We start from the raw sequence: 22,166 nt of genomic DNA, 5'->3' as shown, positions 1-22,166 counted from the left end.
GATGTTGAAGCTGCAAGGATTGCCCATGTCACCGCGCCTTGATGCCGCTTTGAAATCTGCGCTCACCGCGAAGGGATCAGGCCGCCTTTCTTTCTCGGAGATGAGCGCACTGCTGGTGATGGCAAAAGAACAAAGCTTGCCGGTGTCAGCGGTCGAGGCGACCGGCGAGAAGGGGCGCATTCCCCGTTCTGAGTTCAGTTTCTACATTCACCTCGACGATCTCGAAGACGCGGGTGAGGAGCGCAGCGTTGTCGCGTCGAAAAGCGTCGCTTGGACGCGTGAGAACTACGCTGAACTACAGGTGGCGGACGACACAGAGTTCGAGGTCTGGTTAAGGCCGTAGGTGTGCGATGGGTCGTGAGCAGCCAGTCGCCTATCGGCGGGAAGCAGACGCCATAAGGCGAAAACCAGACGCTAATCTGCTGGGCCGGCACGCTCGTAAAGGCACCAGTAATATGGCGGCGCTTGCGTTCTTTTAGGATCGTCGCGCCCGATGTGCGGAAGCGCATTCACCACTGTTTCTTTGGATTGCCCCGGCGGATAGGTGATGAAATCCACGGCATTTCCGGTGACAACCGCGACGTAGCTTCCGTCCCGAAAGCGAACAGTGAAGATGGTGTAGCCCATACCGGTTTCGCCCCCGGCATAAAGGGTGTTGGCGATGGTCGCCGGTAATCGGGACGGGCTGTCTGCAATAGCCGCTACGTCCTCAAGGTTGAGATACCGCTTGCCCTGATCATCTTCCGGCCAGACGCCCCAGCGGTCGAACCAAAGCTGCGCTTCGACGAGATAGACGCAGTCGAGCCCACTGCCGTCACGCAGCCTGACCAAGCAGGGTCGGTAAAGGCCGTCGGTCGGCTCCACCGTTGCAATCTGCTCGGCCAACTCGTCCGATAGAGACGGGTATCTTCGGTTTTGCACGAGGCCCCAATCTCTGAGGATGGGCGACGATGCCGCTCATCAGGGGGTCCGCAATGGGTCGGAAGCGGAGTTTGGCACACCGGCGCAAACCCGACCCGGCGTGACGCTACTCCGCCCGATAAACCACCCCCTGCCGCATCACGAACCGGACGTGCTCCAGGGTCGTGACGTCGCTCAGTGGGTCGCCAGTGACGGCGATGATGTCGGCGGGCATGCCGGGGGTGATGCGACCGGCCTCGGCGTCGATTCGCAGGTGGTAGGCGGCGCCGGTGGTGGCGGCCTGGACGGCTTCCAGCGGGGTCAGGCCGGCGCGGACCAGCAGGGCGAACTCCTGGGCGTTGTCGCCGTGGGCCGAGACGCCCGTGTCGGTTCCGAAGGCGATGCGGACACCCCCCGCATGGGCGCGGCGCACCATGTCCAGCATCAGCGGCCCGGCCTGCAGCGCCTTGGCCGTCTGGGCCGGGGTGAAGAAGTTGTTCGGTCCCGAGGCGATGCGCGCCACGAAGTCGCCCGCCAGCAGGGTCGGCACCAGCCACGTCCCCTCGCGCCGGAACAGGCGGATGCTGTCGTCGTCCAGATAGGTGCCGTGCTCGATGGAATCGCCGCCGGCGCGCAGGAAGGCGTTGATGCCATCCACGCCGTGGGCGTGCGCCGTCACCTGTCGGCCCATGCGGTGCGCGGCGCCGACGATGGCGGCCAGCTCCTCGTCCGAGAACTGCTGGCCCAAGCCTGCAGCCGTGTTCGACAGCACGCCGCCGGTGGCCGTGATCTTGATGATGTCGGCGCCGGCCCGGACCTGCAGCCGCACCGCGCGCATGCAGTCCTCCGGCCCCGAGCAGATGCTTTCGGGCGACAGCAGGTGCATGACGTCGTCGCGGTAGCCGTTGATGTCGCCGTGGCCGCCGTGGATCGACACGGCCGAACCCGCCGCGATAATGCGAGGACCCGGCACGTCGCCGCGCTGGACCGCGCCGCGCAGGGCGAAGATCGCCTCGTTCGATGCGCCCAGGTCGGCCACGGTGGTGAAGCCGGCCATCAGCGTCTTGCGGGCGTATCCGGCGCCGACCATGGCCTGTTCCGAGGCCGAGCGAGTGACGTTCTCGAGCCGTGAGGTCGGGCTCTGCTGGTGGGTCAGATGGACGTGGCTGTCGATCAGCCCGGGGAGGACGAAGGCGTCCCGCAGATCGACCACATCGCCTTCGCCGACGAACCCGTCGCGAACCTCGACCACTTTGTTCCCCTCGATCACGAGAGTTTTATCGCGCTGCACAACGCCGTTCGACGGGTCGAGCAGAACGCGCCCTGCCTGGACGTAGATCCGTCCGTCATCGGACGCGGCCCGTTGAATTTGCTGCGCTTCCTGGGCGTGCGCGGCGGCCACGCTTCCCAGCAGCAGAGCCGCGATCAGAGCCGTTAAACGCATCGGAATCGCTCCTTCGACCAAGGCTTGCAGCATAGTGTCGCATACCGTTTCGCCAAGGCTCAGGTTGAAACGGGCGGCGCGATGGGAAACATCGTCTGTCTCAGTAAACGTGCGAAGGGCGTCGCATGCAGCTTTCAAGACGTGGCCTGATCCTGGGCGCGGCGGCTCTGACCGCCGGATGTTCGTCCGCCGCGACCGTGGCGTCGGTTCCAGTGACGGGCGCCGTGCCGACCGGTTCGCAGCTGGCCGCGACCTACACGCCGGCCGTGCCGAGCGTGACGGTTACCCCGCCGCTGGATCCCTCAGGCCGCGTCCGTTCCGAGCTAATGAGCCGCGCCATGGCCGCGCTGGACATTCATCATCGCGAACTGCCGCTGCGCGACCGGATGTATCTGGTCGACTTCGCCAAATATTCGGGCGACGAGCGCCTGTATGAGGTCGACCTGGTGGCCGGCCACGTCACCGCGATGCGCACCTGTCACGGTCGGGGATCGGACCCCACGCACACCGGCTATGCGCGCGACTTCTCCAACCAGCCCGACAGCCACATGTCCTCGCTGGGCAGCTTCGCCACCGCCGGCGCCGGCTGGGGCGCGGCCCAGGGGCCGAACGTCTTGCTGGATGGGCTGGAATACTCCAACGACAAAGCGCGCGAGCGGGCCATCATCATCCACGGCGCCGACTACGCCGATCCCGACTACCTGGCGCGCGAAGGCAAGCTGGGCCGCAGCTACGGCTGCTTCTCGGTCGCCCACGTCGACCTGCCGGGCCTGCGCGAGCGCATGGGCACGGGCCGCCTGCTGTTCGCATACGCCTGAGTTCGACTGGCCTCAGCGTCGCGTTTTCAGCGCGGAGTTGTGAGCCGCTCTATCGCGCCATATGGTCGTGACGTGAGCGCCTTTCGAGCCTTCATTGCTGTGGTTGTCGCGGCAAGCGCCGCTTTCGGCGCAACGACGAACGCACAGGCGTGTCGTGAAAGAGTCCCTCGCGCTGAAGCGTTGGCCCACTACGACGACGTAGTCTTGGCTGGCGTGACCAGCGCTGAGCGGCTCCCGTCGCAGGGCTGGAACGTCTGGCGTGTCTGGGCGGAGAAACAGGCGGACATTCAACGCTCTGGTGGCCCTGCGACGTTTGAGTTCGGAGCCGCGCTGAGCAGCACCGGATGCGGTCAAACGCCGCTTCCGCCGCCCGGTGAACTCTGGGTTCTGTATCTCAGCGCGGATGGCCAAGCTGAGGTCATCGAGGCTTACCCGCTGGAATACGTCAGGCGGTACGATCCCCGCCTCTCCGAGGTGCGCTGAGGGGCGTCAGCCCCGGTCCAGCGCCCGCCAGCCGATGTCGGTGCGGCAGAAGCCGCCGGGCCAGTCGATCTTGCGGACGGCGAGGTAGGCGCGCTCGCGGGCCTGGGCCACGTCGTCGCCCTCGGCGCAGATGTTCAACACCCGGCCGCCGGCCGCCGCCAGCAGACCGTCCGGGCGACGCCGCGTGCCGGCGTGGAAGACCTGGACGTGCGGGCCGAAGTCCTGATCGGCGCCGCGGATGATCGAGCCCTCCAGGGGGCTGTCGGGATAGCCCTTGGCCGCCATGACCACGCAGATCACCGTCTGCGGCTTGAACTGGGGCGCCGGAAGGCCGGAGACGTCTCCGCGTGCGCAGGCCAGCAGGTACGGCACGATGTCCTGGTTCCAGCGCATCATCAGCACCTGGCATTCCGGGTCGCCGAAGCGGGCGTTGAACTCAACCACCTTGGGACCGTCCTGAGTCGCCATCAGACCGGCGTAGAGGACGCCGCGATAGGGCGCGCCCTCGGCGGCCATGGCGGCGATGGTCGGCTGGACCACGCGCGTGTCCGCCGCCTCGACGAGCTCGGGCGTAAAGACGGGCGCCGGGGAATAGGCGCCCATGCCGCCGGTGTTCGGGCCCATGTCGCCGTCGAAAGCGCGCTTGTGGTCCTGGGCCCCGCCGAGCAGCAGGGCCCGCTGGCCGTCGCAGAGAGCGAACAGCGAGCCCTCCTCGCCGTCCATGAACTCCTCGATGACGATGCGGGCGCCGGCCTGGCCGAAGCGGCCGCCCAGCATGCGGTCGATCTCGGCCTCGGCGTCGCGCTTGTCGGGGCTGATGGCCACGCCCTTGCCGGACGCCAGGCCGTCGGCCTTGATCACATAGGGCGGCTTGAAGACATCCAGCGCCGCGCGGGCCTCGGCGGGCTTCTCATAGACGCCATAGCCGGCTGTCGGGATGTCTTGCCGCTCCAGGAAGGCCTTGGAGAAGGCTTTGGAGCTTTCCAGCTGCGCCGCCTTCTGGCTGGGGCCGAAGCAGGGGATGCCCGCCGCCGCCAGTCGATCCGCGACACCGGCGGCCAGCGCCACCTCCGGCCCCACGACGACCAGATCGGCCTTCATCTCGCGCGCTAGGGCGGCGATGGCGTCGGCGTCGTCGGCCTTCACCTCGGGCTTCAGCTCGGCGTGTTTGGCGATGCCGGGGTTGCCAGGCGCACAGACCAGCGTCTTCACCAGGGGCGACTGGGCGATCTTCCACGCCAGGGCGTGCTCACGCCCGCCCGATCCGACCAGCAGAATGTTCATGGATCGCGAAATGACGGGCGTTCGAGCCCCGGTCAAGCGCGCGCTAGGCCGTTAACCCCACAGAGCCAGGGCGACGTAGATCGCGGCGCCGGCCAGCACGATCAGCATGACGATGGCGACCGGCCCCGTCGATGAGCTTCCGCTGCGCCGCGACAGGTCGCGGTCTGGGTCGTTGGGCGGGGGATCCAGATCACTCATACAACACCGATCCCTTGCGAGGCCGTCGTTCCGGTTCGGCCCGACGCGCGCTAGTGTGACCCAGATGAGCGACGACTCCTACAGTTTCGGCGGCCTCCCTGATGTCGCACCCGAGGTGCCGGCGCGCGACAACAACCCGCCGCTGTCGATCAGCGAGCTGTCCTTCGCCCTGAAGCGGACGCTGGAGGACCGCTTCGGCCACGTGCGGCTGCGGGGCGAGGTATCCAAGGTGAACCGGCACGCCTCCGGCCACATCTATCTGACGCTGAAGGACGACAAGTCGGCCATCGACGGCGTGGTCTGGAAGGGCTCGGCGCGCGGCCTGGGCGTCCAGCCCGAGACAGGGCTGGAGGTCATCGTCACCGGCAAGATCACCAGCTATCCGGCACGGTCGTCGTACCAGATCGTCATCGAGACGATGGAGGCGGCCGGCGCCGGCGCTCTGTTGGCCCAGCTCGAGCGGCTGAAACTGCGCCTGCGCGAGGAAGGCCTGTTCGAGCCGGCGCGCAAGACGCCCCTGCCCGCCTATCCGCGCGTCATCGGCGTGATTACCTCGCCCACCGGCGCGGTGGTGCGCGACATCCTGCACCGCATCGCCGAGCGCTGGCCGTGCCGCGTGATCGTTTGGCCGGTGGTCGTCCAGGGCGACGCCGCCTGCGGCCAGGTGGCGAACGCCATCCGGGGCTTCGACGCGATGGAACCCGGCGGGCCGGTCCCACGCCCCGACCTGCTGATCGTCGCGCGCGGCGGCGGGTCAGTCGAGGACCTGTGGTGCTTCAACGAGGAGAGCCTGGCCCGCACGGTCGCGGACGCCCGCATTCCGATCATCTCGGCCGTGGGGCACGAGACCGACACCACCCTGATCGACTTCGTCTCCGATCGCCGCGCGCCGACGCCGACGGGCGCCGCCGAGATCGCCACGCCGGTGCTGGCGGACCTGCGCTACGCCGTCAGCGATCTGGACAGGCGGATGGTGCAGGCCGGTGGGCGGCTGATCGAGGAGCGGCGCACGCGCCTGCGCGCCGTCGCGCGCGGCCTGCCGGCGCGGCCGGAAGATTTGCTGGCCCTGGCGCAGCAGCGACTGGACAACGCCGCCAGCCGCCTGGGATCCGGCCTGCAGCGCAACGTCGCCCTGCATGAGCGTCATCTGGCCGTCGCCGCCGGCCGCCTGGCCCCCGGCCTGCTGCGCGCGCGGCTCGAACGTGGCGGCGACCGGCTGGACAGCGCGGGCGGCCGCCTGGGCGCCGCCCTGCAAGCCAACACAGCCCGGCATCAGCACCGGCTGGTTCAATTGGGAGCCCGCCTCTCGCCCGAGCCCCTCCACCGTCGGCTGGATCAGCGCCGCAACCGCCTCGACGCCCTCGCAGCCCGGCTACAGACCACGACGCCCCGCCAGATCGAACGCGCCGAGCAGACGCTCGCCGCCTTGGGTCGTGCGCTCGCCAGCCTCGACCCAGCAAGGCCCAAGCCAGGCTTCGCACGGGTGGAGGACGCAGCGGGCGGCTGGGTCACGTCGGCGACGGATTTGAGCGCAGGGCAGTCCGTCGCACTGGTGTTCGGCGACGGCCGCAAGGACGCGGTGATCGACGGCGCGGCGACGGTGAAGCCGAAAGCGTCGAAGCCCGCCGCGACGTCGCAGGGCGATTTGTTCTGAACAGGCTTACCCTCTCCCGGAGGGAGATGGCTTGAGGCTCCGAGAGCGCAGCGATCGGGTAAGCCGAAAGGGTGAGGGGTTACGCCTTGTCCCGTGAGCCCCAAACCCCTCACCCTTTCGCACAAGGCTGATCGCCTTCGGCTCTCAGGTGTTCAAGCCCTCTCCCTCTGGGAGAGGGAAGTTGTTTTGCTGTGGCGCGCTCCAGCACCACGACCTACGATCTCGCCCATGACCTCCCCCGACACCGGCCCCGCGACCTTGCACTACGGCGACGGCGAGTTCGCCGTGCTGAAGCCGGGGCGTTTCGTGGCCTGCGCCGTCACCGGCAAGTCCATTCCGCTGGAAGCCCTGCGGTACTGGAGCGCGTCGCGGCAGGAGCCCTATGCCGGCGCATCGGAAGCCTTGTCGCGTCTGGGCGGCGCGGCGTGATCGACCGCCGCACCCTGCTGCTGGCCGGCGGGGCCGCCGCCGTCGCGGGGCCCGTCTTCGCCCAGGATGGCCTCAGCCTGAACGGCGCCTGGCGTCAGGGCGGCTTCGCGCTGGGCAAGACCTGGCCGCGCGCCCTGGTCTTCGTCGATGGCGAGGCCCTGACCGCCGCATCCGCCAGCGGCCTGTTCGTGGTCGGGTTCGACCGCGACGCGCCCGCCAGCGCGCGGATCGAAACGCGCCTGGGCTCGCGCACCGCCCAGCGACAGCTGACCATCGCCCCTCACCAGTTCCCGCGCGCCGTCGTCAACGGCCTGCCGCCCTCGACCGTGGAGCCGAGCGACCCGGCGCTGCTGGCGTTGATCCAGGAGCAGTCGGCGCTGAAGCAGCACGCCTTCGCCAGTCGCATCGACACCGAGGACTTCAAGGACGGCTTCGCCTGGCCGCTGGACGCCTACCGGATCTCCAGCGCCTGGGGCAGCCAGCGGGTGCTGAACGGCACGCCGGCTCGTCCGCACTACGGACTGGACATGGCGGCGCCGCTGGGGACCGTCATCAAGGCGCCCGCATCCGGCACGGTCGTCATGGCGCGCGCCGGCATGCATTTCGAGGGCGGCCTGACCCTGATCGATCACGGCCAGGGGCTGATCAGTTGCTACCTGCACCAGTCGGCCCAGAGCGTCAGCGTCGGCGACCGGGTCTATCGCGGCCAGGCCATTGGCCGCATCGGCATGACAGGCCGCGCCACGGGGCCGCACCTGTGCTGGCGCCTGAAGTGGCGCGACCGCAATCTGGACCCCTCGCTGCTGATCGGTGTTCAGTCGCCCATCACCATTTAAAACCAACGGTCACTTGGCTTTGGGTCAATGGACCGTTCACGATTTGCAACATACCCTGCCCGAATCGACCTCCGTCTTGGTCGTCGTTGCCTTGGTTTCCCATGTCCGCCTTTGCGCAGTTGAACATCTTGCTGGTCGACGACAACCAGCACATGCGCTCGATCACGTCGGCTATCCTGCAGTCGGCCGGAATCCGCAGGGTGCGTGAAGCGTCGGACGGCGCCGCCGCCCTGGACGCCCTGCGCGACCATCCGATCGATCTGGTGATCGTCGACTTCAACATGTTTCCGCTGGACGGCGTGGAGTTCACGCGTCTGGTCCGCAACAGCCCGGACAGCGCCAACCCGTATCTGCCGATCATCATGATGACCGGCCATTCCGAGAAGCACCGAGTGGTCGAGGCGCGCGACGCCGGCGTCACCGAGTTCGTCGTCAAGCCGATCACGGCCAAGGCCATTCTGGAGCGTATGCAGGCGGTGATCTTCCGCCCGCGCGCCTTCGTGAAGACCGACAGCTATTTCGGCCCCGACCGCCGCCGCACCGACAGCGCCAACTACCGCGGGCCGCGGCGCCGGGCGTCGGATCAGGCGCGCGAGGATTCCAGCGCCGCATAGACCCGGTCGGGCCACCGCTTGTGGACCCAGAACCAGTCGACAGGGCGCTCGCGCACCCGATCCTCCACGAAGCGGTTTGCCGCCTGGATCCCCGCCAGCACGTCGCCGGCCTTGTCGCCTGTGTCCGGGACCGCGATCGGCTCATGCGCCGTCACCCGGAAGCGGGCGTTCGGCAGCCGCACCACGGACAGCGGCTGCATCACCGTGCCGAACCTCAGCGCCAGTCGCGCGGCGCCGGGCGAGGCGTTGACGGGCTGGTCGAAGAACCGAACCTCCGGGCCCTGGCTGTATTTCTGATCGACCAGCAGGGCGATGGAATCGCCGCGCTTCATGCCCTCCATCAGCTCACGCGTACCGTCGCCCTTGGGCGCGAACAGGCGGATGCCGTAACGCTCGCGGCTGCGCCGGATCAGGGCGTCGACGTAGGGGTTGTTGGCGGCGCGATATGTCACCTGGCACGGCACGCCGGCCGCCATGATCACCGCAGCCATGACTTCGAAATTGGCCAGGTGGCCCGAGATCAGGACCGCCGGCTTGCCGCCGTCGCGCAGGGCGTGCAGCCGCTCCATCCCCACGACCTCGACCCGGCCGCCCTCGGGCGTCAGCCTGTCCATGACCGCCAGCTCGGCGAAGGTGCGGCCCGTGCCGTCCCACTGGTCGATGGCCAGACGCTGGCGTTGGTCCTCTGCCATGTCGGGGAAGGCGATGCGCAGGTTCTTCAGGACCGTGCGATGCGTGCCCGTCTTCGGACCCAGGGTCCGCAGAAGCCAGCCGCCCAGGTTCGAGGCCCCCTCGACGCCGAGCAGGCGCAGGAAGGCGAACAGCGCCGAAAAGGCCGCCGCCTCTAGCCGCCAGATCAAATCCTGGCGGATGCCGGCTTTGGAATCACCAGGCAATCGTCAGCCCACCATCCACGACCAGCGTCTGGCCCGTCACATAGGCGCTGGCTGGGCTGCACAGATAGACGGCCGTGCCCGCGATCTCGTCCGGCTGGCCGATCCGCTTCAGAGGCGCGGGGTCGGTGACGGTCTTCAGCAGCTCCGGGTTCTCCCAGAGGTATTTGGCGAAGTCGGTCTGAACCAGGCCCGGCGCAATGCAGTTGACCCGCACGTTCGACGGTCCGAACTCCACCGCCAGATTGCGCACCAGTTGCATGTCTGCCGCCTTGGAGATGTTGTAGGCGCCGATCAGCGCATTCCCGCGAAGCCCGCCGATCGACGAGATCACCAGGATCGCCCCGTCCTGGCGCACCGTCATCTCGGGCGCGACCATCTGGATCAGCCAGTGGTTGGAGATCACGTTGTTCTGCAGGATCTTCTCGAACTGGTCGTCGGCGATGCCGGACATCGGCCCCGCGTAGGGATTGGTCGCGGCGTTGCAGACCAGGATGTCGATCTGGCCGAAGGCGGCGCGGGTCTCGTCGACCAGTCGCTGCAGGTCTTCCTTGGACGCGATGTTGGCCGGGACCGCGATGGCCGATCCCTCGCCGTACGCCGCATTGATGGCGGCCGCCACCTCGTCGCAGGGCCCCGCCTTGCGCGACGAGATCACCACCTTGGCGCCGTGCTCGGCCAGCCGCTCGGCGATGGCGCGTCCAATCCCCTTGGACGAACCCGTGATGACGGCGACCTTGCCCGTCAGGTCAAACAGCTGCATCGACGCTTCCTTGCCGGTTTCTTCACTGCGGCTCTAGCCGTGACGCCCTGATACCCCGATACTCCAACGATTCCACCCGGGGGCGGTCGATCGTCCATGCGCAGCGTCACCGCTGGTTTTCTGTTCTTCGCCTATCTGTTCCTGTCCATGACGGCGGGCGCCTTCGCTTGGCGCGCGGGTCTCGGCATCGGGGCGGGCGCGGCGACGACCGCGGGCATGCTGGGCGTGTTCACCGCACTGCACGCCATCGTCTCGGGTTCGCTGGGCCGTGACGCCCTGCGCAAGGAGATCGCCCAGGTCCGCGAGGCGCACCGTTTGCTGGCCGACGCGATGGAGACGACACAGTCGGCCCTAACCGAACTGGCGCAGGCGATCGAGTCGGGCGCCATCACCCGCACTGACACCCTGACCACCGAAGTGCGGATGCTGGAAGGTTTGATCCAGCAGATGAGCGAGAGCATCGACCAGCGCCTGCGCGCCGCGCCGCCCGCGCCGGTCGACACCTTCGAGGGCCGACGGCACCAGCAGTCCAACGCCCTGCTTCAGACCATCCACGAAGCGCTGGCCGAAGGACGGGTCGATCTCTACCTGCAGCCGGTGGTGTCCCTGCCCCAGCGCCGGACCATCTTCTACGAAAGCTTCACCCGCCTGCGCGACGCCAGCGACCGGGTGATGATGCCGGCCGAATATCTGGCGACCGCAGAGACGGAGGGCCTGGCCCCCGCCATCGACAACCTGCTGCTGTTCCGCTGCGCCCAGATCGTGCGCCGGCTGGCGCGCCAGGACCGCAAGGTCGGCGTGTTCTGCAACATCGCCCTGACCAGCCTGGGCGACGAGACCTTCTTCCCGCAGTTTCTCGACTTCCTGGGCCAGAACCGCGACCTGAACCAGGCGCTGATCTTCGAGCTGGGCCAGGCGAACTTCGACGCGCGCGGCGCGGCCGAGGCGCGCAACATGGCCAAGCTGGCGGACCTCGGCTTCCGCTTCTCGATCGACAAGGTCCAGACGCTGGATCTGGACTTCGCGGACCTGCAGCGGTCTGACGTGCGGTTCGTCAAGGTGGCGGCGGACCTGCTGATCGAGCAGTTGCTGGACCTGGACGGCGGCGCGCCGATCCCGTCGCTGCGAGACATTCAGGCCGCCGATTTCGCCCAGCTGACCCGCCGTTACGGCATCGAGGTCATCGCCGAGAAGGTCGAGAGCGAGCGCCAGATCGTCGATATCCTCGAACTCGACGTCGCCATCGGACAGGGCCATCTGTTCGGCGAGCCGCGCGCCATCAAGGAGCAGGTGCTGGCCGAGACCGACCCGCCGGCGGACTTCATGCGCTCGACCCTGCGATCGGCCGAACAGCGCCGCCGCTTTGCCTAGGCCGAACCCGGTCGAGGGGGACGCAGTCCAACTCAGCCGACTTCGGTCCGATGCAATCCTGACATCCTGCGACAAACCGTCCGGAAGCCTTGCCGTATCCGCGAGCGTTCCTAGGTTGAGGACTTCCATCCTTAGGGACCCTATCCGCCGACGCGAGGAGCGCCGATGCACGCCGACAGCCTGATTCTCACCCTGGTCGGCGGTTTCGTCCTCGCCTTCATCTTCGGGATGCTCGCCAATCGGCTGAAGCTGTCGCCTCTCGTCGGCTATCTGGTCGCCGGTGTCATCGTCGGCCCCTACACCGCCGGCTGGACAGCGGACACGCATTTGGCGCCGCAGCTGGCCGAGATCGGCGTCATCCTGCTGATGTTCGGAGTCGGGCTGCACTTCTCGCCCGCCGACCTGATGAAGGTGCGCAAGATCGCCATCCCGGGCGCCCTGGTCCAGATCGGCGTCGCCACCGGGCTGGGCTGGGCTCTCGGCCGTTTCGCGCTGGGTATGACCGACGCCCAGGCCCTGCTGATGGGGTTCGCCCTGTCCGTCGCATCGACGGTGGTGCTGATCCGCGCGCTGGAGGAACGCAGGCAGGCGAAGGGCGACATCGGCCGGATCGCTGTCGGCTGGCTGATCGTCGAGGATCTGGTGATCGTCATCGCCCTTGTTTTGCTGCCGCTGGTGCTGGTCCCTGCGGGCGCCGAAATCAACGCCGCCGCGCTCGCCACCGGCATAGGCTGGACCTTGCTGAAGGTCGCTGTCTTCGTCGGCCTGATGCTGGTCGTGGGCGGCCGAGTCCTGCCCTGGCTGCTGGTCAGGATCGCCCACACCAAATCGCGCGAGTTGTTCACCCTGGGTGTGCTGGCCATCGCGCTCGGCATCGCCTGGCTCGCTTATGAGGTCTTCGGCGCCTCGTTCGCCCTGGGCGCCTTCGTCGCCGGTCTGGTGCTGAACGGCACGCCGCTGGGCCACAACGCCGCCGAACGGTCCCTGCCCCTGCGCGACGCCTTCGCCGTGCTGTTCTTCGTCTCTGTCGGCATGCTGTTCGATCCGACCATCCTGTGGCGCGAGCCCCTGTCGGTGCTGGGCGTCCTGGCCATCATCATCGTGGGCAAGTCGATCGCCGCACTGGCCATCACCACGATGTTTAAGCTGGACCGCAAGACCAGCCTGACGGTCGCGGCCTCCCTGGCTCAGATCGGCGAGTTCTCGTTCATCCTGGCGGCTATCGGTCTGCAGATGGGCGCCCTGACCCAGGAGACCTACGCCCTGATCCTGGCCGGGGCCCTGCTCTCGATCTCTCTGAACCCGTTCGTGTTCAAGCTGATCGACCGGATGGGCGCCGCGCCCGACCCGCGCCGCATCGCCAAGGCGGAAGCCGCACGGCAGGCGGACAGCACGGCCACCCCCAACTCCACCCCTACCCAGGCGCAGATCGACGGGGTTTAGCCACGCGCCCCCCTTCTCCTCCTGATCGCGGAGGTGAATGGGGAGGTGGCGCGGCGGCGAAGCCGGCGTAACGGAGGGGTCGTTCAAGCGCCGCGCGTGTAATCGCCCCTCCACCACTTCGTGGTCCCCCTCCCCATCAAAGCGATTGGGAGGAAAGCGGTCACAGCACCCCGATCATGCTCGCCACCAGCGGGTGACGGACGATGTCCTGTTCGGCCAGGCGGACGACGGCGATGTCCGGCACCGCCTCCAGCCGCGCCGAGATATCGGACAAGCCCGAGATGCCCGGCAGCAGGTCGGACTGCTGCGGGTCGCCCGTCACTACCATGGTCGAGTGCCAGCCCAGGCGGGTCAGCAGCATCTTGAGCTGCACATAGGTGCAGTTCTGGGCCTCATCGACGACGATGAAGGCGTTGTTCAGCGTGCGGCCGCGCATATAGCCGATAGGGGCGATCTCGATCAGGCCCTCGGCCATCAGCGCCTTGACCCGCTTCATCGACAGACGGTCCGACAGGGCGTCGTAGAGGGGCCGCAGATAGGGGGCCAGCTTGTCCTCCATGTCGCCGGGCAGGAAGCCGATGGATTCGCCCGCCTCGACCGCCGGACGGCTGAGGACGATGCGGCCGACGCGGCCCGCCTCCAGAGCCTCGACCGCCTTGGCCACCGCCAGATAGGTCTTGCCGGTCCCGGCTGGACCCAGGGCCATGACCAGGTTGTGCTCGTCGATGGCCGTCATCAGCTCGGCCTGGCCGTCCGACTTGGGCTTCAGCGTCTTCAGGTATCCCTGGTCGCGGTCGTCGTTGGACGGATGGGGCGACCAGCCGCCCTGACCGGACTGCTGGGGCAGGCGCCGGACTTTCGAATCCTCGATGAACTGATGCGAATCGAGAACCCCGAACTCACGGGACTGACGCTTGGCGGTCGCACGTTTGGTCATCAACGCCTCCAGGGCATGAAAAAAGGCGGAGCCGAAATGGCGCCGCCTTGGACGAAGTGTGGGGAGGAAACAGCCGGTGCGCACGCGCCGCCGGGATCGACGGAAGGTCCATCTTCGAGCGGGCGAACCCGCCGCAAGAACTGGGACACGCGAGACTCCAGCCTGGGACCGGACCGGGTATGATCCGGTTTCGCGGCTCGAAACCCGCAGGTCTCGAATCGCATCAACACAATGAGCCTAACGTGGTTTACAGGGTCTTAAAGCCCTGTTTTCAAGAAGATGAGAGGTGTGCGGATGAGTGTTTACGCATTGGGCGACAAGTCTCCGCAGCTTCCGCCCGCGGACGAATACTGGATCGCGCCTAATGCAGCGGTGGCAGGAGATGTGATTCTGAAATCCGGCGCCAGTGTCTGGTTCGGCGCCGTACTGCGCGGCGACAATGATCCCATCACAGTGGGTCCAAACAGCAACATTCAGGACGGCAGCGTGCTGCACACCGACCCCGGCGAGCCGCTGGTCATCGGCGAAGGGGTCACCGTCGGCCACCTGGCCATGCTCCACGGCTGCACCATCGGCGACAACAGCCTGATCGGCATTGGAGCGGTAGTGCTGGGACGGGCCGTGATCGGGAAGAACTGCCTGATCGGAGCCAACGCCCTGATCACCGAGGGCAAGGTGATCCCCGACGGTTCGCTGGTCATGGGCCAGCCGGGCAAGGTGGTGCGCGAGCTTCTGCCCGGTCAGATCGAGGCTCTGAAGGCCTCAGCGGCGCACTACGTCCAGAACTGGAAGCGCTATGCTGCGGGGTTGAAGCCGGTGGACGGTCCGGCCTAGCCTCCCGCCAACGACAGGAGGAACTCATGCGTCCCATTCTGATCCTCGGCTTCGCCGCCGTGCTGGCCGCCTGCTCGCAGCCGGCGCCGGAAGAGAAAGCGCCAACCGAGCCACCCGCCGCCGCCCTGCCGCCGGGACGTCCGGCCGTCTATCAGGCCCAGACCGAGGGGCCGGAGCCCTTCGTGCGAGCGGTCTATGAGCTGACGGCAGCGGGCGACACCGCGCCGCCGCCGCCCGGACGCGATCCGATCTACGACCGCACCCTGAACGCCCTGATCGGCGATTACTTCCGCAAGGCGGGCAACGAGGTCCCGACGCTGAACTACAATCCGATCTGCGACTGCCAGGACGGGACGCTGGCGCTGCAGACCGTGACCCTGACCCCGACCGGCGAAGGTACGGCCGACGCGGTGGTCGCCTTCACCGTCGAAGGCGAGGCCAAGACGCAGACGCTGAAACTGGAGAAGGAAGGCGGCCGCTTCTGGAAGATCGCCGACATCCTCGTGCCGGGTCGGAAGCCGCTGACGAACCAGTTGCTGGCGGCGATCAGCTAGCCAGGATCCGTTTGGCCTCGGCGGCGTCGCGGTCGATTTGGGCCTTCAGGGCGCCGAGGCCGTCGAAGGTTTCTTCGCCGCGCAGCCAGGCGATCAACTCGGTCTCGATGGTCTGGCTGTAGAGGTCGCCGTCGAAGTCGAACAGCCAGACTTCCAGCTTGGGCTCGGTCGGGAACATCGGCCGCACGCCCAGGCTGGCGACGCCGTCGAAGCGACGTCCGTCTTGAAGCCGCACCCGCACCGCATAAACGCCGAACGCCGGGCGCATGTAGTCGCCCAGCGGCACATTGGCGGTCGGCACGCCGATGGTCCGGCCACGCTTGTCGCCGTGCTCGACCACGCCCTCGATGGCGAAGGAGCGGCCCAGGATGGCGGCGGCGCGGTTCATGTCGCCGGCCTTCAGCGCCTCGCGCACGGCGCTGGACGACAGCTTCAGCCCATCGGGATCGTCACGGCGTTCGCAGGTCGAGACGGTGAAGCCGAGATCGGCGCCGTAGCCGGCCAGGGCCTGGGGCGAGCCCGTGCGGCCCTTGCCGAAGGTGAAGTCGAAGCCGACGGCGGCGTGGCGAACGCCCAATCCGCCCTCCTGGCCTTCGGCCAGCACCCGGCGAGCGAAGTCGGCGTCGGTCATGCCGGCCATCTCGGCGTCGAAGGGCAGCAGGTAGAGGCGATCCACGCCCAGCTCACCCAGCGCCTCGGCCATCTGTTCGGCGGTCATGATGCGGAATGGGGCGACGTCCTTCTGGAAGAAGCGGCGCGGATGCGGATCAAAGCTGACGACGCCCAGCGGCGCGCCGAGCCGGTCGGCGGCGGCCTTGGCCTCGGCGATGACGGCCTGGTGGCCGCGGTGCACGCCGTCGAAGGCGCCGACCGCCACGGCCGCACCCTGGTCGGCGGCGTCCAGCCCGCGCCAGTCGCGGATGATCCGCGCGGCCAAGGGTCTAGCCCTTGGCGGGCTTGCGGCGGCGCGGCACGCGGACGACGGCGACGCCGTCCATGATCAGGTTGTCGCCGACGAAGCCTTCGCACTTCAACTCGGTGCGCGCGCTTTCCTGATCGACCGAGATCACCGTGATGACGATGCGCACCGTGTCGTCGATGCGCACCGGCAGATGGAAGGCCAGGGTCTGGGAAATGTAGATGGAGCCTGCGCCCGGCAGGATGGTGCCGACCACGGCCGAGCCGAAGGAGGCGCTGAGCAGTCCGTGGGCGATTCGGCCGCGATAGGCCGTTCGCGAGGCGAAGGCCTCGTCCAAGTGCACCGGATTGAAGTCGTCGGACGCCTCGGCGAACTGGCGGATGCGGGCCTCGGTGACGTGCACCAGTTTCTCCGCCGCCATGCCGGCGTGGAGTTCGTCCAGGATGTATCCGCCGGACGGATGCTGCGTAACCATTTCGACCATCGCTCGGGTTTAGACGGCGTGCGACAAAATGGCGAGAGTTACCAAGCCAGTTCGGCGGTCGCGTAGCGCGCATAGGCCGTTTCGGCCCTCAGCAGGTCGGCCGTCTTGCCGCCGTCCAGCCTGCCGTCAGCGCCCAGCGCGCTGTCGCCGTGGATGCCGCGCGCGATGAACAGGCAGTCCAGCGCCTGGCTGTTGGCGCCCAGCACGTCGGTGATGACGCCGTCGCCGATGCACAGCACCCGCGACCGGTCGATCTGTCCGCCGCGCACCACCTCGGCCTCCTTCAGGGCCAGATCGTAGATCGGCGCATAGGGCTTGCCCGCCATGACGACACGGCCGCCCAGGCTTTCGTACAGATCGGCGAGGGCGCCGCCGCAATAGATCAGCTGGTCGCCGCGCTGCACCACCCGGTCGGGGTTGGCGCAGATCAGCTCCAGGCCCTTGGCGGCCGCCGGGGTCAGGCGCTCGCGATAGTCCTCGGGCGTCTCGGTCGTGTCGTCGTAGGGGCCAGTGACGGAGATGAAGGCGGCGGCGTCCGCGTCGTGCGCCGTGTCGAGGCCCAAACCGGCATAGAGGGGCGCGTCGCGCTCGGGCCCGATCAGCCAAGCCGGACCCGGTGCGCGGCGACCCAGCTCGACGCGCGTCGCGTCGCCCGATGTGACGAAGGCGTCCCAGCAGTTGCGCGGCACCTTCAGCAGATCCAGCTGTTCATGCACCGCCGCCGAAGGGCGCGGGGCGTTGGAGATCAGGATGACCGCGCCGCCCGCATCCTTGAAGGCCTGCAGCGCGCCATAGGCGGCGGGCCAGCTTTCGCGACCGTTGTGGATCACGCCCCAGACGTCGCACAGCAGCACGTCATAATCGGCGGCGACCTCGGACAGGTGTTCGAGGATGCGGGGCGTCTGGGCAGGATCGGGCATGGCGGCTGCTTAGCGTCCGAACGGCGCAGAGAGAAGCGTGTCCGGACGGCGCCGGGATCGGGCGCGCGAAGAATATTGCTCGCTACCGAATTCCCTCTCCCAGAGGGAGAGGGCTTGAGGCTCCAAGAGCGAAGCGATTGGGTAAGCCGAAAGGGTGAGGGGTGCGCCCTCTCCTGTGACCCTCCACCCCTCACACTTGGTAGATTAAGCCCGCGCCGCGCGGCTGGCGTCGACGCCCAGGGCGACCAGGGCCGTCGCGGCGATGTGCTCGGCGTTCAAGCCGGCCTCGGCGTATTGGACCTCGGGCTTGTCCTGGTCCTGGAAGACGTCGGGCAGGTGCAGGCTGCGGACCTTCAGCCCGTGATCCAGCGCGCCCTCCTCGGCCAGCAACTGCAGGACAAAGGCGCCGAAGCCGCCCATGGCGCCCTCCTCCACCGTGATAAGCGCCTCGTGCTCGCGCGCCAGACGCAGGATCAGTTCGGCGTCCAGCGGCTTGGCGAAGCGGGCGTCCGCGACCGTGGCCGACACACCGCGCGCGGCCAGCAGATCGGCGGCCTTCAGCGTCTCCTGCAAACGGGTGCCCAGCGACAGCAGGGCGACCGACGTGCCTTCGCGGACGATGCGGCCCCGGCCGATTTCCAGCGGCGCGGCCAGATCGGGGATTTCGACGCCTACGCCGTCGCCGCGCGGATAGCGGAAAGCGCTGGGGCGGTCGTCGATCTCGCAGGCGGTGGCGATCATGGCGGCCAGGTCGGCCTCGTCGGCGGCGGCCATCAGCACCATGCCCGGCAGGGCGCCCATGAAGCCGATGTCGAAGCTGCCCGCGTGGGTCGCGCCGTCCGCGCCGACCAGACCCGCCCGGTCCATGGCGAAACGCACCGGCAGCTTCTGGATCGCCACGTCGTGGACGACCTGATCGTAGCCGCGCTGGAGGAAGGTTGAATAGATGGCGCAGAACGGCTTCATGCCGTCCGCCGCCAGACCGGCCGCGAAGGTCACCGCGTGCTGCTCGGCGATCCCGACGTCATAGGTGCGGTCCGGGAAGGCCTGGCCGAACAGGTCCAGACCGGTGCCGGTGGGCATGGCGGCGGTGATGGCCACCACCTTGGGATCGCGCCGGGCGTGCTTGATCAACTCGGTCCCGAACACCTTGGTGTAGCTGGGCGCGTTGGAAATCGCCTTGGCCTGCTTGCCCGAAACGACGTCGAACTTGACGACGCCGTGGTATTTATCGGCGCTGTCCTCGGCGGGGGCATAGCCCTTGCCCTTCTGGGTCACGACGTGGACCAGCACCGGGCGATCCGTGATGGCGGCCGCATTCTTCAGCACCGGAACCAGGTGCTCCATGTCGTGCCCGTCGATCGGCCCCACGTAGTAGAAGCCCAGTTCCTCGAAGAAGGTGCCGCCGGTGACCATGCCCCGGGCGTATTCCTCGGCCTTCTTGGCGGCCTGCCGGAATGGACGCGGCAGATGCTGGGCGAAGTCGCGGCCCAGCTTGCGGACGCTGCGATAGGCGCCGCCCGAGACCAGCTTGGCCAGATAGGCGCTCATGCCGCCGACCGGCGGGGCGATGGACATGTCGTTGTCGTTCAGCACGACCATCAACTGGCCGTTGGTGCCCTCGACGGCGTTGTTCATCGCCTCATAGGCCATGCCGGCGGACATCGAGCCGTCGCCGATCACGGCCACGACCTTGTTGGCCTTGCCTTGCTGATCCCGCGCCGCCGCGAAGCCCAGGGCCGCCGAGATGGAGGTCGAGGCGTGGGCCGCTCCGAACGGGTCGTATTCGCTCTCGGAACGCTTGGTGAAGCCCGACAGCCCGTCGCCCTGGCGCAGGGTGCGGATGCGGTCGCGCCGCCCGGTCAGGATCTTGTGCGGATAGCACTGGTGGCCGACGTCCCAGATCAGGATGTCGTCCGGCGTCTCGAACACATGGTGCAGCGCGACGGTCAGTTCGACCACGCCCAGGGCGCTGCCCAGGTGGCCGCCGGTGACCGATACCGCGTCGATCGTCTCGGCCCGCAGCTCGTCCGCAAGCTGCCTCAGCTGGGCCGTCGAGAAGCCCCGCGTGTCGGCGGGAACGGTGACGGTGTCGAGCAACGGCGTTTCGGGCATTCGGGAGTCTATAACCACGCGACCTGACGTTGAAAGCCTGAAGAGCGGAGTGCGGCGATCAGGAACGACGATCTAGCACAAAGTCCACGCTGGCTTTCAGGATTTCCGCGTCGCGGCCGAAAACATCCAGATGCGCACGTGCCTGTTCCCGCAAATGGGCGACGCGGCTCTTGGCCTGATCGATCCCGAGAAGGGTGACGAAGTTGGTCTTGCCCAGGGCCGCATCCTTGCCGCCCGCCGCCTTGCCCAGAACGGCCGCGTCACCCTCGACGTCCAGCAGGTCGTCGACGATCTGGTAGGCCAGGCCGATGTCGTGCGCGAAGCTGATCAAGGCGTGGCGGTGCGGGCCCGACGCATCCGCGATGATCAGCGGGATCTCGAAGGCGTAGGTGAACAGGGCCCCGGTTTTCAACCGCTGCATCCGCGCGACCCCGCCCAGATCGTCGCGCACGCCGAGCAGGTCGATCATCTGGCCGCCCGCCATGCCCCGCGCGCCGCTGGCCAGCGACAGCCGCGCCGCCAGCTCGCAGCGTACGGCCGCGTCGTCGTGAGTGTCATCGTGCAGGAGGATGTCGAAGGCGGCGGTCTGCAGCGCATCGCCGGCCAGCACTGCCGTCGCCTCGTCATAGGCGCGGTGCACGGTGGGGCGGCCCCGGCGCATGTCGTCGTCGTCCATGCAGGGCAGGTCGTCGTGAACCAGACTGTAGGCGTGGACGCATTCCAGAGCGCAGGCGGCGCGCAGGACGCTGCGTTCGTCCAGATCGAACAGCCGCCCGGCCTCCAGGGCGAAGAAGGGCCGCAACCGCTTGCCCGGCCCCAGCGCCGCATAGCGCATGGCCTCGGTCAGCCGCGATTCCGGCCCTTCCGCACGCGGCAGCAACTGATCCAGCGCCACGGTGACCAGGTCGGCGACCTCCGCCACCCGGTCGATGACGGCCTGTTCGGGCGAGTTGGCTGCGACGACCCTCAAAACAGTCTCCCGCCCAGCGGCAGGTCGCGATCGACCCCGACCAGCACAACCTCGCCGTCCGCATCCGGGAAGCCCAGCGTCAGCACCTCGGACATGAACGGCCCGATCTGGCGCGGCGGGAAGTTGACCACGGCGGCGACCTTGCGGCCGTTCAGCTGCTCGGGCGTGTAATGGCGGGTGATCTGGGCGGACGACCGCTTCAGGCCGATGTCTGGTCCGAAGTCGATGGTCAGCTTGAAGGCCGGCTTGCGCGCCTCCGGGAAGGGTTCGGCCTTCACGACCTGCCCCACCCGGATATCGACCTTCTGGAAGTCTTCGAAGACGATCTGCGGCGCGCGCGCATCGCCGGTCATCAGCCGAACTCGGCCGGTTCGACGCCCTTGGCCTGACCGTCCGGGCCCATGACGATCTTCTCGACCCGCAGCTGCGCGGCCTTCAACCGCGCCTCGCACAGGGCCTTCAGCTGGGCGCCTTCTTCGTAGAGAGCGATCGATTCCTCCAGCGGGGCCTGGCCGGACTCCAGGCGCGAGACGATGGTCTCAAGCCGCGCGAGCGCCTGTTCGAAGCTGAGGTCGGATTGGGGGGCCGCATCGGTCATACGCAATGCCTTAGAGAGGCCCGCGCGGCGGTTCAACGGTCAGGCGAAGTCAGCGCTTCTCGTACCGGCGCTGCGACCAGTATTTGAAGCCCTGATTATGGGCCAGTCGCCAGCCGTCCGCCTTCAGGCGGCGGCCGACCATATGGTTGAAGTAGCCGTGCGCAAAGACCAGCACGTCGCGGCCGCCCGAGGCCCGATCGATCAGAACCTGCGCCGCCTGTTCGGCCCGCGCCTCGGCCTGACGGCGCGTCTCCTGGCCGTCGTGATGATCGAAGGCGTGCCACCAGAAGCGCGACACCACGCCCCACCATTTCGGCGACAGCTTGAACCAGTCGGGGAAGTTCGGCGGCGGCAGCGGCGCCTCGATGAACAGGGCGTCCGAGACGATCGCCTTGCCGCGCGCCGCGGCGATGGCCGTTTCCTGCGCGCGCGGGCGGGTCGAGGCGTAGATGACCCCGGCGCCTTCGGCCGCGATCAGCAGTTCCGGCGGCGGCGTCTGGCCGGCCAGCAGGCCGCCGATCTCATACTTGCCCCACCAGTCGCCGTACTGCCTGGCCGAGATCAGACATTTGCGCGACAGGGCCGGCTCGCCGTGGCGGGTCAGGATGATGGCGCCGGGCTTCTGGGCCACCAGGTCGGTGACGGGCTGGGCCTCGTCGGCGGGAATCGGCTGGTGCACGGTCATGACGTTGGGACGAACCACTC

The 22,166-nt window shown here is 68.0% G+C and carries 25 protein-coding genes; 10 read left to right on the top strand and 15 right to left on the bottom strand.

Annotation, left to right across the window (positions count from 1 at the left end):
• The first annotated feature begins 1 nt into the window (after window position 1).
• Window positions 2–343 carry a hypothetical protein gene (locus ASG17_RS06045; RefSeq protein ID WP_156367743.1) on the top strand — a complete coding sequence of 114 codons (342 nt, stop codon included), beginning with the start codon at window positions 2–4 and terminating at the stop codon, window positions 341–343.
• A gap of 71 nt (window positions 344–414) precedes the next feature.
• Here ASG17_RS06045 and ASG17_RS15415 read toward each other — a convergent pair whose 3' ends face one another.
• Both ASG17_RS15415 and ASG17_RS06040 read right to left on the bottom strand, forming a co-directional pair.
• Window positions 415–885, bottom strand: coding sequence for a hypothetical protein (locus tag ASG17_RS15415; protein ID WP_156367742.1), 471 nt, complete (start codon window positions 883–885; stop codon window positions 415–417).
• 142 nt (window positions 886–1,027) lie between these two features.
• A complete protein-coding gene (locus ASG17_RS06040; RefSeq protein WP_056100537.1) occupies window positions 1,028–2,344 on the bottom strand; it encodes an amidohydrolase family protein in 1,317 nt (438 codons plus the stop codon).
• Window positions 2,345–2,469: 125 nt separating this feature from the next.
• Here ASG17_RS06040 and ASG17_RS06035 point away from each other — a divergent pair, with 125 nt between their 5' ends.
• Complete coding sequence (locus ASG17_RS06035) at window positions 2,470–3,162, top strand: murein L,D-transpeptidase catalytic domain-containing protein (protein WP_056100535.1); 693 nt, start codon at window positions 2,470–2,472, stop codon at window positions 3,160–3,162.
• Between the two features lie 489 nt (window positions 3,163–3,651).
• Here the strand turns inward: ASG17_RS06035 and purD are convergent, their stop codons facing one another.
• Both purD and ASG17_RS15660 read right to left on the bottom strand, forming a co-directional pair.
• Window positions 3,652–4,929 (bottom strand): phosphoribosylamine--glycine ligase, encoded by a 1,278-nt coding sequence (gene purD, locus ASG17_RS06025; protein WP_056100528.1) that lies wholly within the window; start codon window positions 4,927–4,929, stop codon window positions 3,652–3,654.
• A 51-nt stretch (window positions 4,930–4,980) separates the two neighbouring features.
• Window positions 4,981–5,127: a hypothetical protein gene (locus ASG17_RS15660; protein WP_200935034.1), complete on the bottom strand. Its 147-nt coding sequence runs from the start codon at window positions 5,125–5,127 to the stop codon at window positions 4,981–4,983.
• 64 nt (window positions 5,128–5,191) lie between these two features.
• Here ASG17_RS15660 and xseA point away from each other — a divergent pair, with 64 nt between their 5' ends.
• From xseA to ASG17_RS06005, 4 genes are all read left to right on the top strand, one after another.
• On the top strand, window positions 5,192–6,781 hold the full coding sequence (gene xseA / locus ASG17_RS06020) for an exodeoxyribonuclease VII large subunit (protein ID WP_056103174.1): 1,590 nt from the start codon (window positions 5,192–5,194) through the stop codon (window positions 6,779–6,781).
• A gap of 228 nt (window positions 6,782–7,009) precedes the next feature.
• Entirely contained in the window at window positions 7,010–7,210 is a 201-nt protein-coding gene (locus tag ASG17_RS06015) for a DUF2093 domain-containing protein (protein WP_056100525.1), read from the top strand.
• Window positions 7,207–8,046, top strand: coding sequence for a M23 family metallopeptidase (locus tag ASG17_RS06010; RefSeq protein WP_082496138.1), 840 nt, complete (start codon window positions 7,207–7,209; stop codon window positions 8,044–8,046). Before ASG17_RS06015 ends, ASG17_RS06010 begins: the two co-directional genes overlap by 4 nt.
• Before the next feature lie 101 nt (window positions 8,047–8,147).
• The gene (locus ASG17_RS06005) at window positions 8,148–8,660 is read left to right on the top strand and encodes a response regulator (protein WP_056100522.1); all 513 of its coding nucleotides are present in this window, start codon (window positions 8,148–8,150) and stop codon (window positions 8,658–8,660) included.
• On the opposite strand, the gene ASG17_RS06000 is transcribed toward ASG17_RS06005, so the two are convergent.
• Window positions 8,630–9,556, bottom strand: a complete 927-nt coding sequence (locus ASG17_RS06000) for a lysophospholipid acyltransferase family protein (RefSeq protein ID WP_369796665.1) — start codon at window positions 9,554–9,556, stop codon at window positions 8,630–8,632. The genes ASG17_RS06005 and ASG17_RS06000 overlap by 31 nt on opposite strands.
• A complete protein-coding gene (locus ASG17_RS05995) occupies window positions 9,546–10,316 on the bottom strand; it encodes an SDR family NAD(P)-dependent oxidoreductase (protein WP_056100519.1) in 771 nt (256 codons plus the stop codon). The genes ASG17_RS06000 and ASG17_RS05995 overlap by 11 nt, the downstream gene beginning before the upstream one ends.
• 96 nt (window positions 10,317–10,412) lie before the next feature.
• Between ASG17_RS05995 and ASG17_RS05990 the strand changes: the two genes are divergently transcribed.
• Window positions 10,413–11,687, top strand: a complete 1,275-nt coding sequence (locus ASG17_RS05990; RefSeq protein ID WP_056100517.1) for an EAL domain-containing protein — start codon at window positions 10,413–10,415, stop codon at window positions 11,685–11,687.
• 165 nt (window positions 11,688–11,852) lie between these two features.
• Window positions 11,853–13,130, top strand: coding sequence for a cation:proton antiporter (locus ASG17_RS05985; protein WP_056100514.1), 1,278 nt, complete (start codon window positions 11,853–11,855; stop codon window positions 13,128–13,130).
• A 160-nt stretch (window positions 13,131–13,290) separates the two neighbouring features.
• Here ASG17_RS05985 and ASG17_RS05980 read toward each other — a convergent pair whose 3' ends face one another.
• The gene (locus ASG17_RS05980) at window positions 13,291–14,079 is read right to left on the bottom strand and encodes a PhoH family protein (protein WP_156367822.1); all 789 of its coding nucleotides are present in this window, start codon (window positions 14,077–14,079) and stop codon (window positions 13,291–13,293) included.
• Between the two features lie 282 nt (window positions 14,080–14,361).
• Here ASG17_RS05980 and ASG17_RS05975 point away from each other — a divergent pair, with 282 nt between their 5' ends.
• On the top strand, window positions 14,362–14,901 hold the full coding sequence (locus tag ASG17_RS05975; protein WP_056100509.1) for a gamma carbonic anhydrase family protein: 540 nt from the start codon (window positions 14,362–14,364) through the stop codon (window positions 14,899–14,901).
• Between the two features lie 26 nt (window positions 14,902–14,927).
• Window positions 14,928–15,455: a DUF3828 domain-containing protein gene (locus tag ASG17_RS05970; protein ID WP_056100506.1), complete on the top strand. Its 528-nt coding sequence runs from the start codon at window positions 14,928–14,930 to the stop codon at window positions 15,453–15,455.
• Here ASG17_RS05970 and ASG17_RS05965 read toward each other — a convergent pair.
• From ASG17_RS05965 to ASG17_RS05930, 8 genes are all read right to left on the bottom strand, one after another.
• Entirely contained in the window at window positions 15,448–16,392 is a 945-nt protein-coding gene (locus tag ASG17_RS05965) for a bifunctional riboflavin kinase/FAD synthetase (protein WP_056100503.1), read from the bottom strand. The two genes, ASG17_RS05970 and ASG17_RS05965, sit on opposite strands and share 8 nt — an antisense overlap.
• 4 nt (window positions 16,393–16,396) lie before the next feature.
• On the bottom strand, window positions 16,397–16,849 hold the full coding sequence (locus ASG17_RS05960) for a MaoC family dehydratase (RefSeq protein ID WP_235560372.1): 453 nt from the start codon (window positions 16,847–16,849) through the stop codon (window positions 16,397–16,399).
• A gap of 47 nt (window positions 16,850–16,896) precedes the next feature.
• A complete protein-coding gene (locus tag ASG17_RS05955) occupies window positions 16,897–17,778 on the bottom strand; it encodes a TIGR01459 family HAD-type hydrolase (protein ID WP_056100497.1) in 882 nt (293 codons plus the stop codon).
• Window positions 17,779–17,982: 204 nt separating this feature from the next.
• Complete coding sequence (dxs, locus tag ASG17_RS05950; protein ID WP_056100494.1) at window positions 17,983–19,893, bottom strand: 1-deoxy-D-xylulose-5-phosphate synthase; 1,911 nt, start codon at window positions 19,891–19,893, stop codon at window positions 17,983–17,985.
• 58 nt (window positions 19,894–19,951) lie between these two features.
• Window positions 19,952–20,824 carry a polyprenyl synthetase family protein gene (locus ASG17_RS05945; protein WP_056103166.1) on the bottom strand — a complete coding sequence of 291 codons (873 nt, stop codon included), beginning with the start codon at window positions 20,822–20,824 and terminating at the stop codon, window positions 19,952–19,954.
• 35 nt (window positions 20,825–20,859) lie between these two features.
• Window positions 20,860–21,216, bottom strand: a complete 357-nt coding sequence (locus tag ASG17_RS05940; protein ID WP_056100491.1) for a tRNA-binding protein — start codon at window positions 21,214–21,216, stop codon at window positions 20,860–20,862.
• Window positions 21,216–21,461 (bottom strand): exodeoxyribonuclease VII small subunit, encoded by a 246-nt coding sequence (locus tag ASG17_RS05935; protein WP_056100488.1) that lies wholly within the window; start codon window positions 21,459–21,461, stop codon window positions 21,216–21,218. Before ASG17_RS05935 ends, ASG17_RS05940 begins: the two co-directional genes overlap by 1 nt.
• A gap of 49 nt (window positions 21,462–21,510) precedes the next feature.
• Window positions 21,511–22,146 carry a histidine phosphatase family protein gene (locus ASG17_RS05930; protein ID WP_082496205.1) on the bottom strand — a complete coding sequence of 212 codons (636 nt, stop codon included), beginning with the start codon at window positions 22,144–22,146 and terminating at the stop codon, window positions 21,511–21,513.
• Window positions 22,147–22,166 lie beyond the last annotated feature (20 nt).

It is taken from the genome of Brevundimonas sp. Leaf363 (assembly GCF_001424025.1).
Taxonomy (GTDB): domain Bacteria; phylum Pseudomonadota; class Alphaproteobacteria; order Caulobacterales; family Caulobacteraceae; genus Brevundimonas.
This window is presented reverse-complemented; position numbering and strand designations above follow the sequence as displayed.

What these genes read in the sequence shown, in the direction of transcription:
- ASG17_RS06045 (WP_156367743.1), top strand. Translation starts at nt 2, where the DNA reads ATGTTGAAGCTGCAAGGATTGCCCATGTCACCGCGCCTTGATGCCGCT.
- ASG17_RS06040 (WP_056100537.1), bottom strand. Translation starts at nt 2,344, where the DNA reads ATGCGTTTAACGGCTCTGATCGCGGCTCTGCTGCTGGGAAGCGTGGCC.
- ASG17_RS06035 (WP_056100535.1), top strand. Translation starts at nt 2,470, where the DNA reads ATGCAGCTTTCAAGACGTGGCCTGATCCTGGGCGCGGCGGCTCTGACC.
- purD (WP_056100528.1), bottom strand. Translation starts at nt 4,929, where the DNA reads ATGAACATTCTGCTGGTCGGATCGGGCGGGCGTGAGCACGCCCTGGCG.
- ASG17_RS15660 (WP_200935034.1), bottom strand. Translation starts at nt 5,127, where the DNA reads ATGAGTGATCTGGATCCCCCGCCCAACGACCCAGACCGCGACCTGTCG.
- xseA (WP_056103174.1), top strand. Translation starts at nt 5,192, where the DNA reads ATGAGCGACGACTCCTACAGTTTCGGCGGCCTCCCTGATGTCGCACCC.
- ASG17_RS06015 (WP_056100525.1), top strand. Translation starts at nt 7,010, where the DNA reads ATGACCTCCCCCGACACCGGCCCCGCGACCTTGCACTACGGCGACGGC.
- ASG17_RS06005 (WP_056100522.1), top strand. Translation starts at nt 8,148, where the DNA reads ATGTCCGCCTTTGCGCAGTTGAACATCTTGCTGGTCGACGACAACCAG.
- ASG17_RS05995 (WP_056100519.1), bottom strand. Translation starts at nt 10,316, where the DNA reads ATGCAGCTGTTTGACCTGACGGGCAAGGTCGCCGTCATCACGGGTTCG.
- ASG17_RS05990 (WP_056100517.1), top strand. Translation starts at nt 10,413, where the DNA reads ATGCGCAGCGTCACCGCTGGTTTTCTGTTCTTCGCCTATCTGTTCCTG.
- ASG17_RS05985 (WP_056100514.1), top strand. Translation starts at nt 11,853, where the DNA reads ATGCACGCCGACAGCCTGATTCTCACCCTGGTCGGCGGTTTCGTCCTC.
- ASG17_RS05975 (WP_056100509.1), top strand. Translation starts at nt 14,362, where the DNA reads ATGAGTGTTTACGCATTGGGCGACAAGTCTCCGCAGCTTCCGCCCGCG.
- ASG17_RS05970 (WP_056100506.1), top strand. Translation starts at nt 14,928, where the DNA reads ATGCGTCCCATTCTGATCCTCGGCTTCGCCGCCGTGCTGGCCGCCTGC.
- ASG17_RS05960 (WP_235560372.1), bottom strand. Translation starts at nt 16,849, where the DNA reads ATGGTTACGCAGCATCCGTCCGGCGGATACATCCTGGACGAACTCCAC.
- ASG17_RS05955 (WP_056100497.1), bottom strand. Translation starts at nt 17,778, where the DNA reads ATGCCCGATCCTGCCCAGACGCCCCGCATCCTCGAACACCTGTCCGAG.
- dxs (WP_056100494.1), bottom strand. Translation starts at nt 19,893, where the DNA reads ATGCCCGAAACGCCGTTGCTCGACACCGTCACCGTTCCCGCCGACACG.
- ASG17_RS05940 (WP_056100491.1), bottom strand. Translation starts at nt 21,216, where the DNA reads ATGACCGGCGATGCGCGCGCGCCGCAGATCGTCTTCGAAGACTTCCAG.
- ASG17_RS05935 (WP_056100488.1), bottom strand. Translation starts at nt 21,461, where the DNA reads ATGACCGATGCGGCCCCCCAATCCGACCTCAGCTTCGAACAGGCGCTC.
- ASG17_RS05930 (WP_082496205.1), bottom strand. Translation starts at nt 22,146, where the DNA reads ATGACCGTGCACCAGCCGATTCCCGCCGACGAGGCCCAGCCCGTCACC.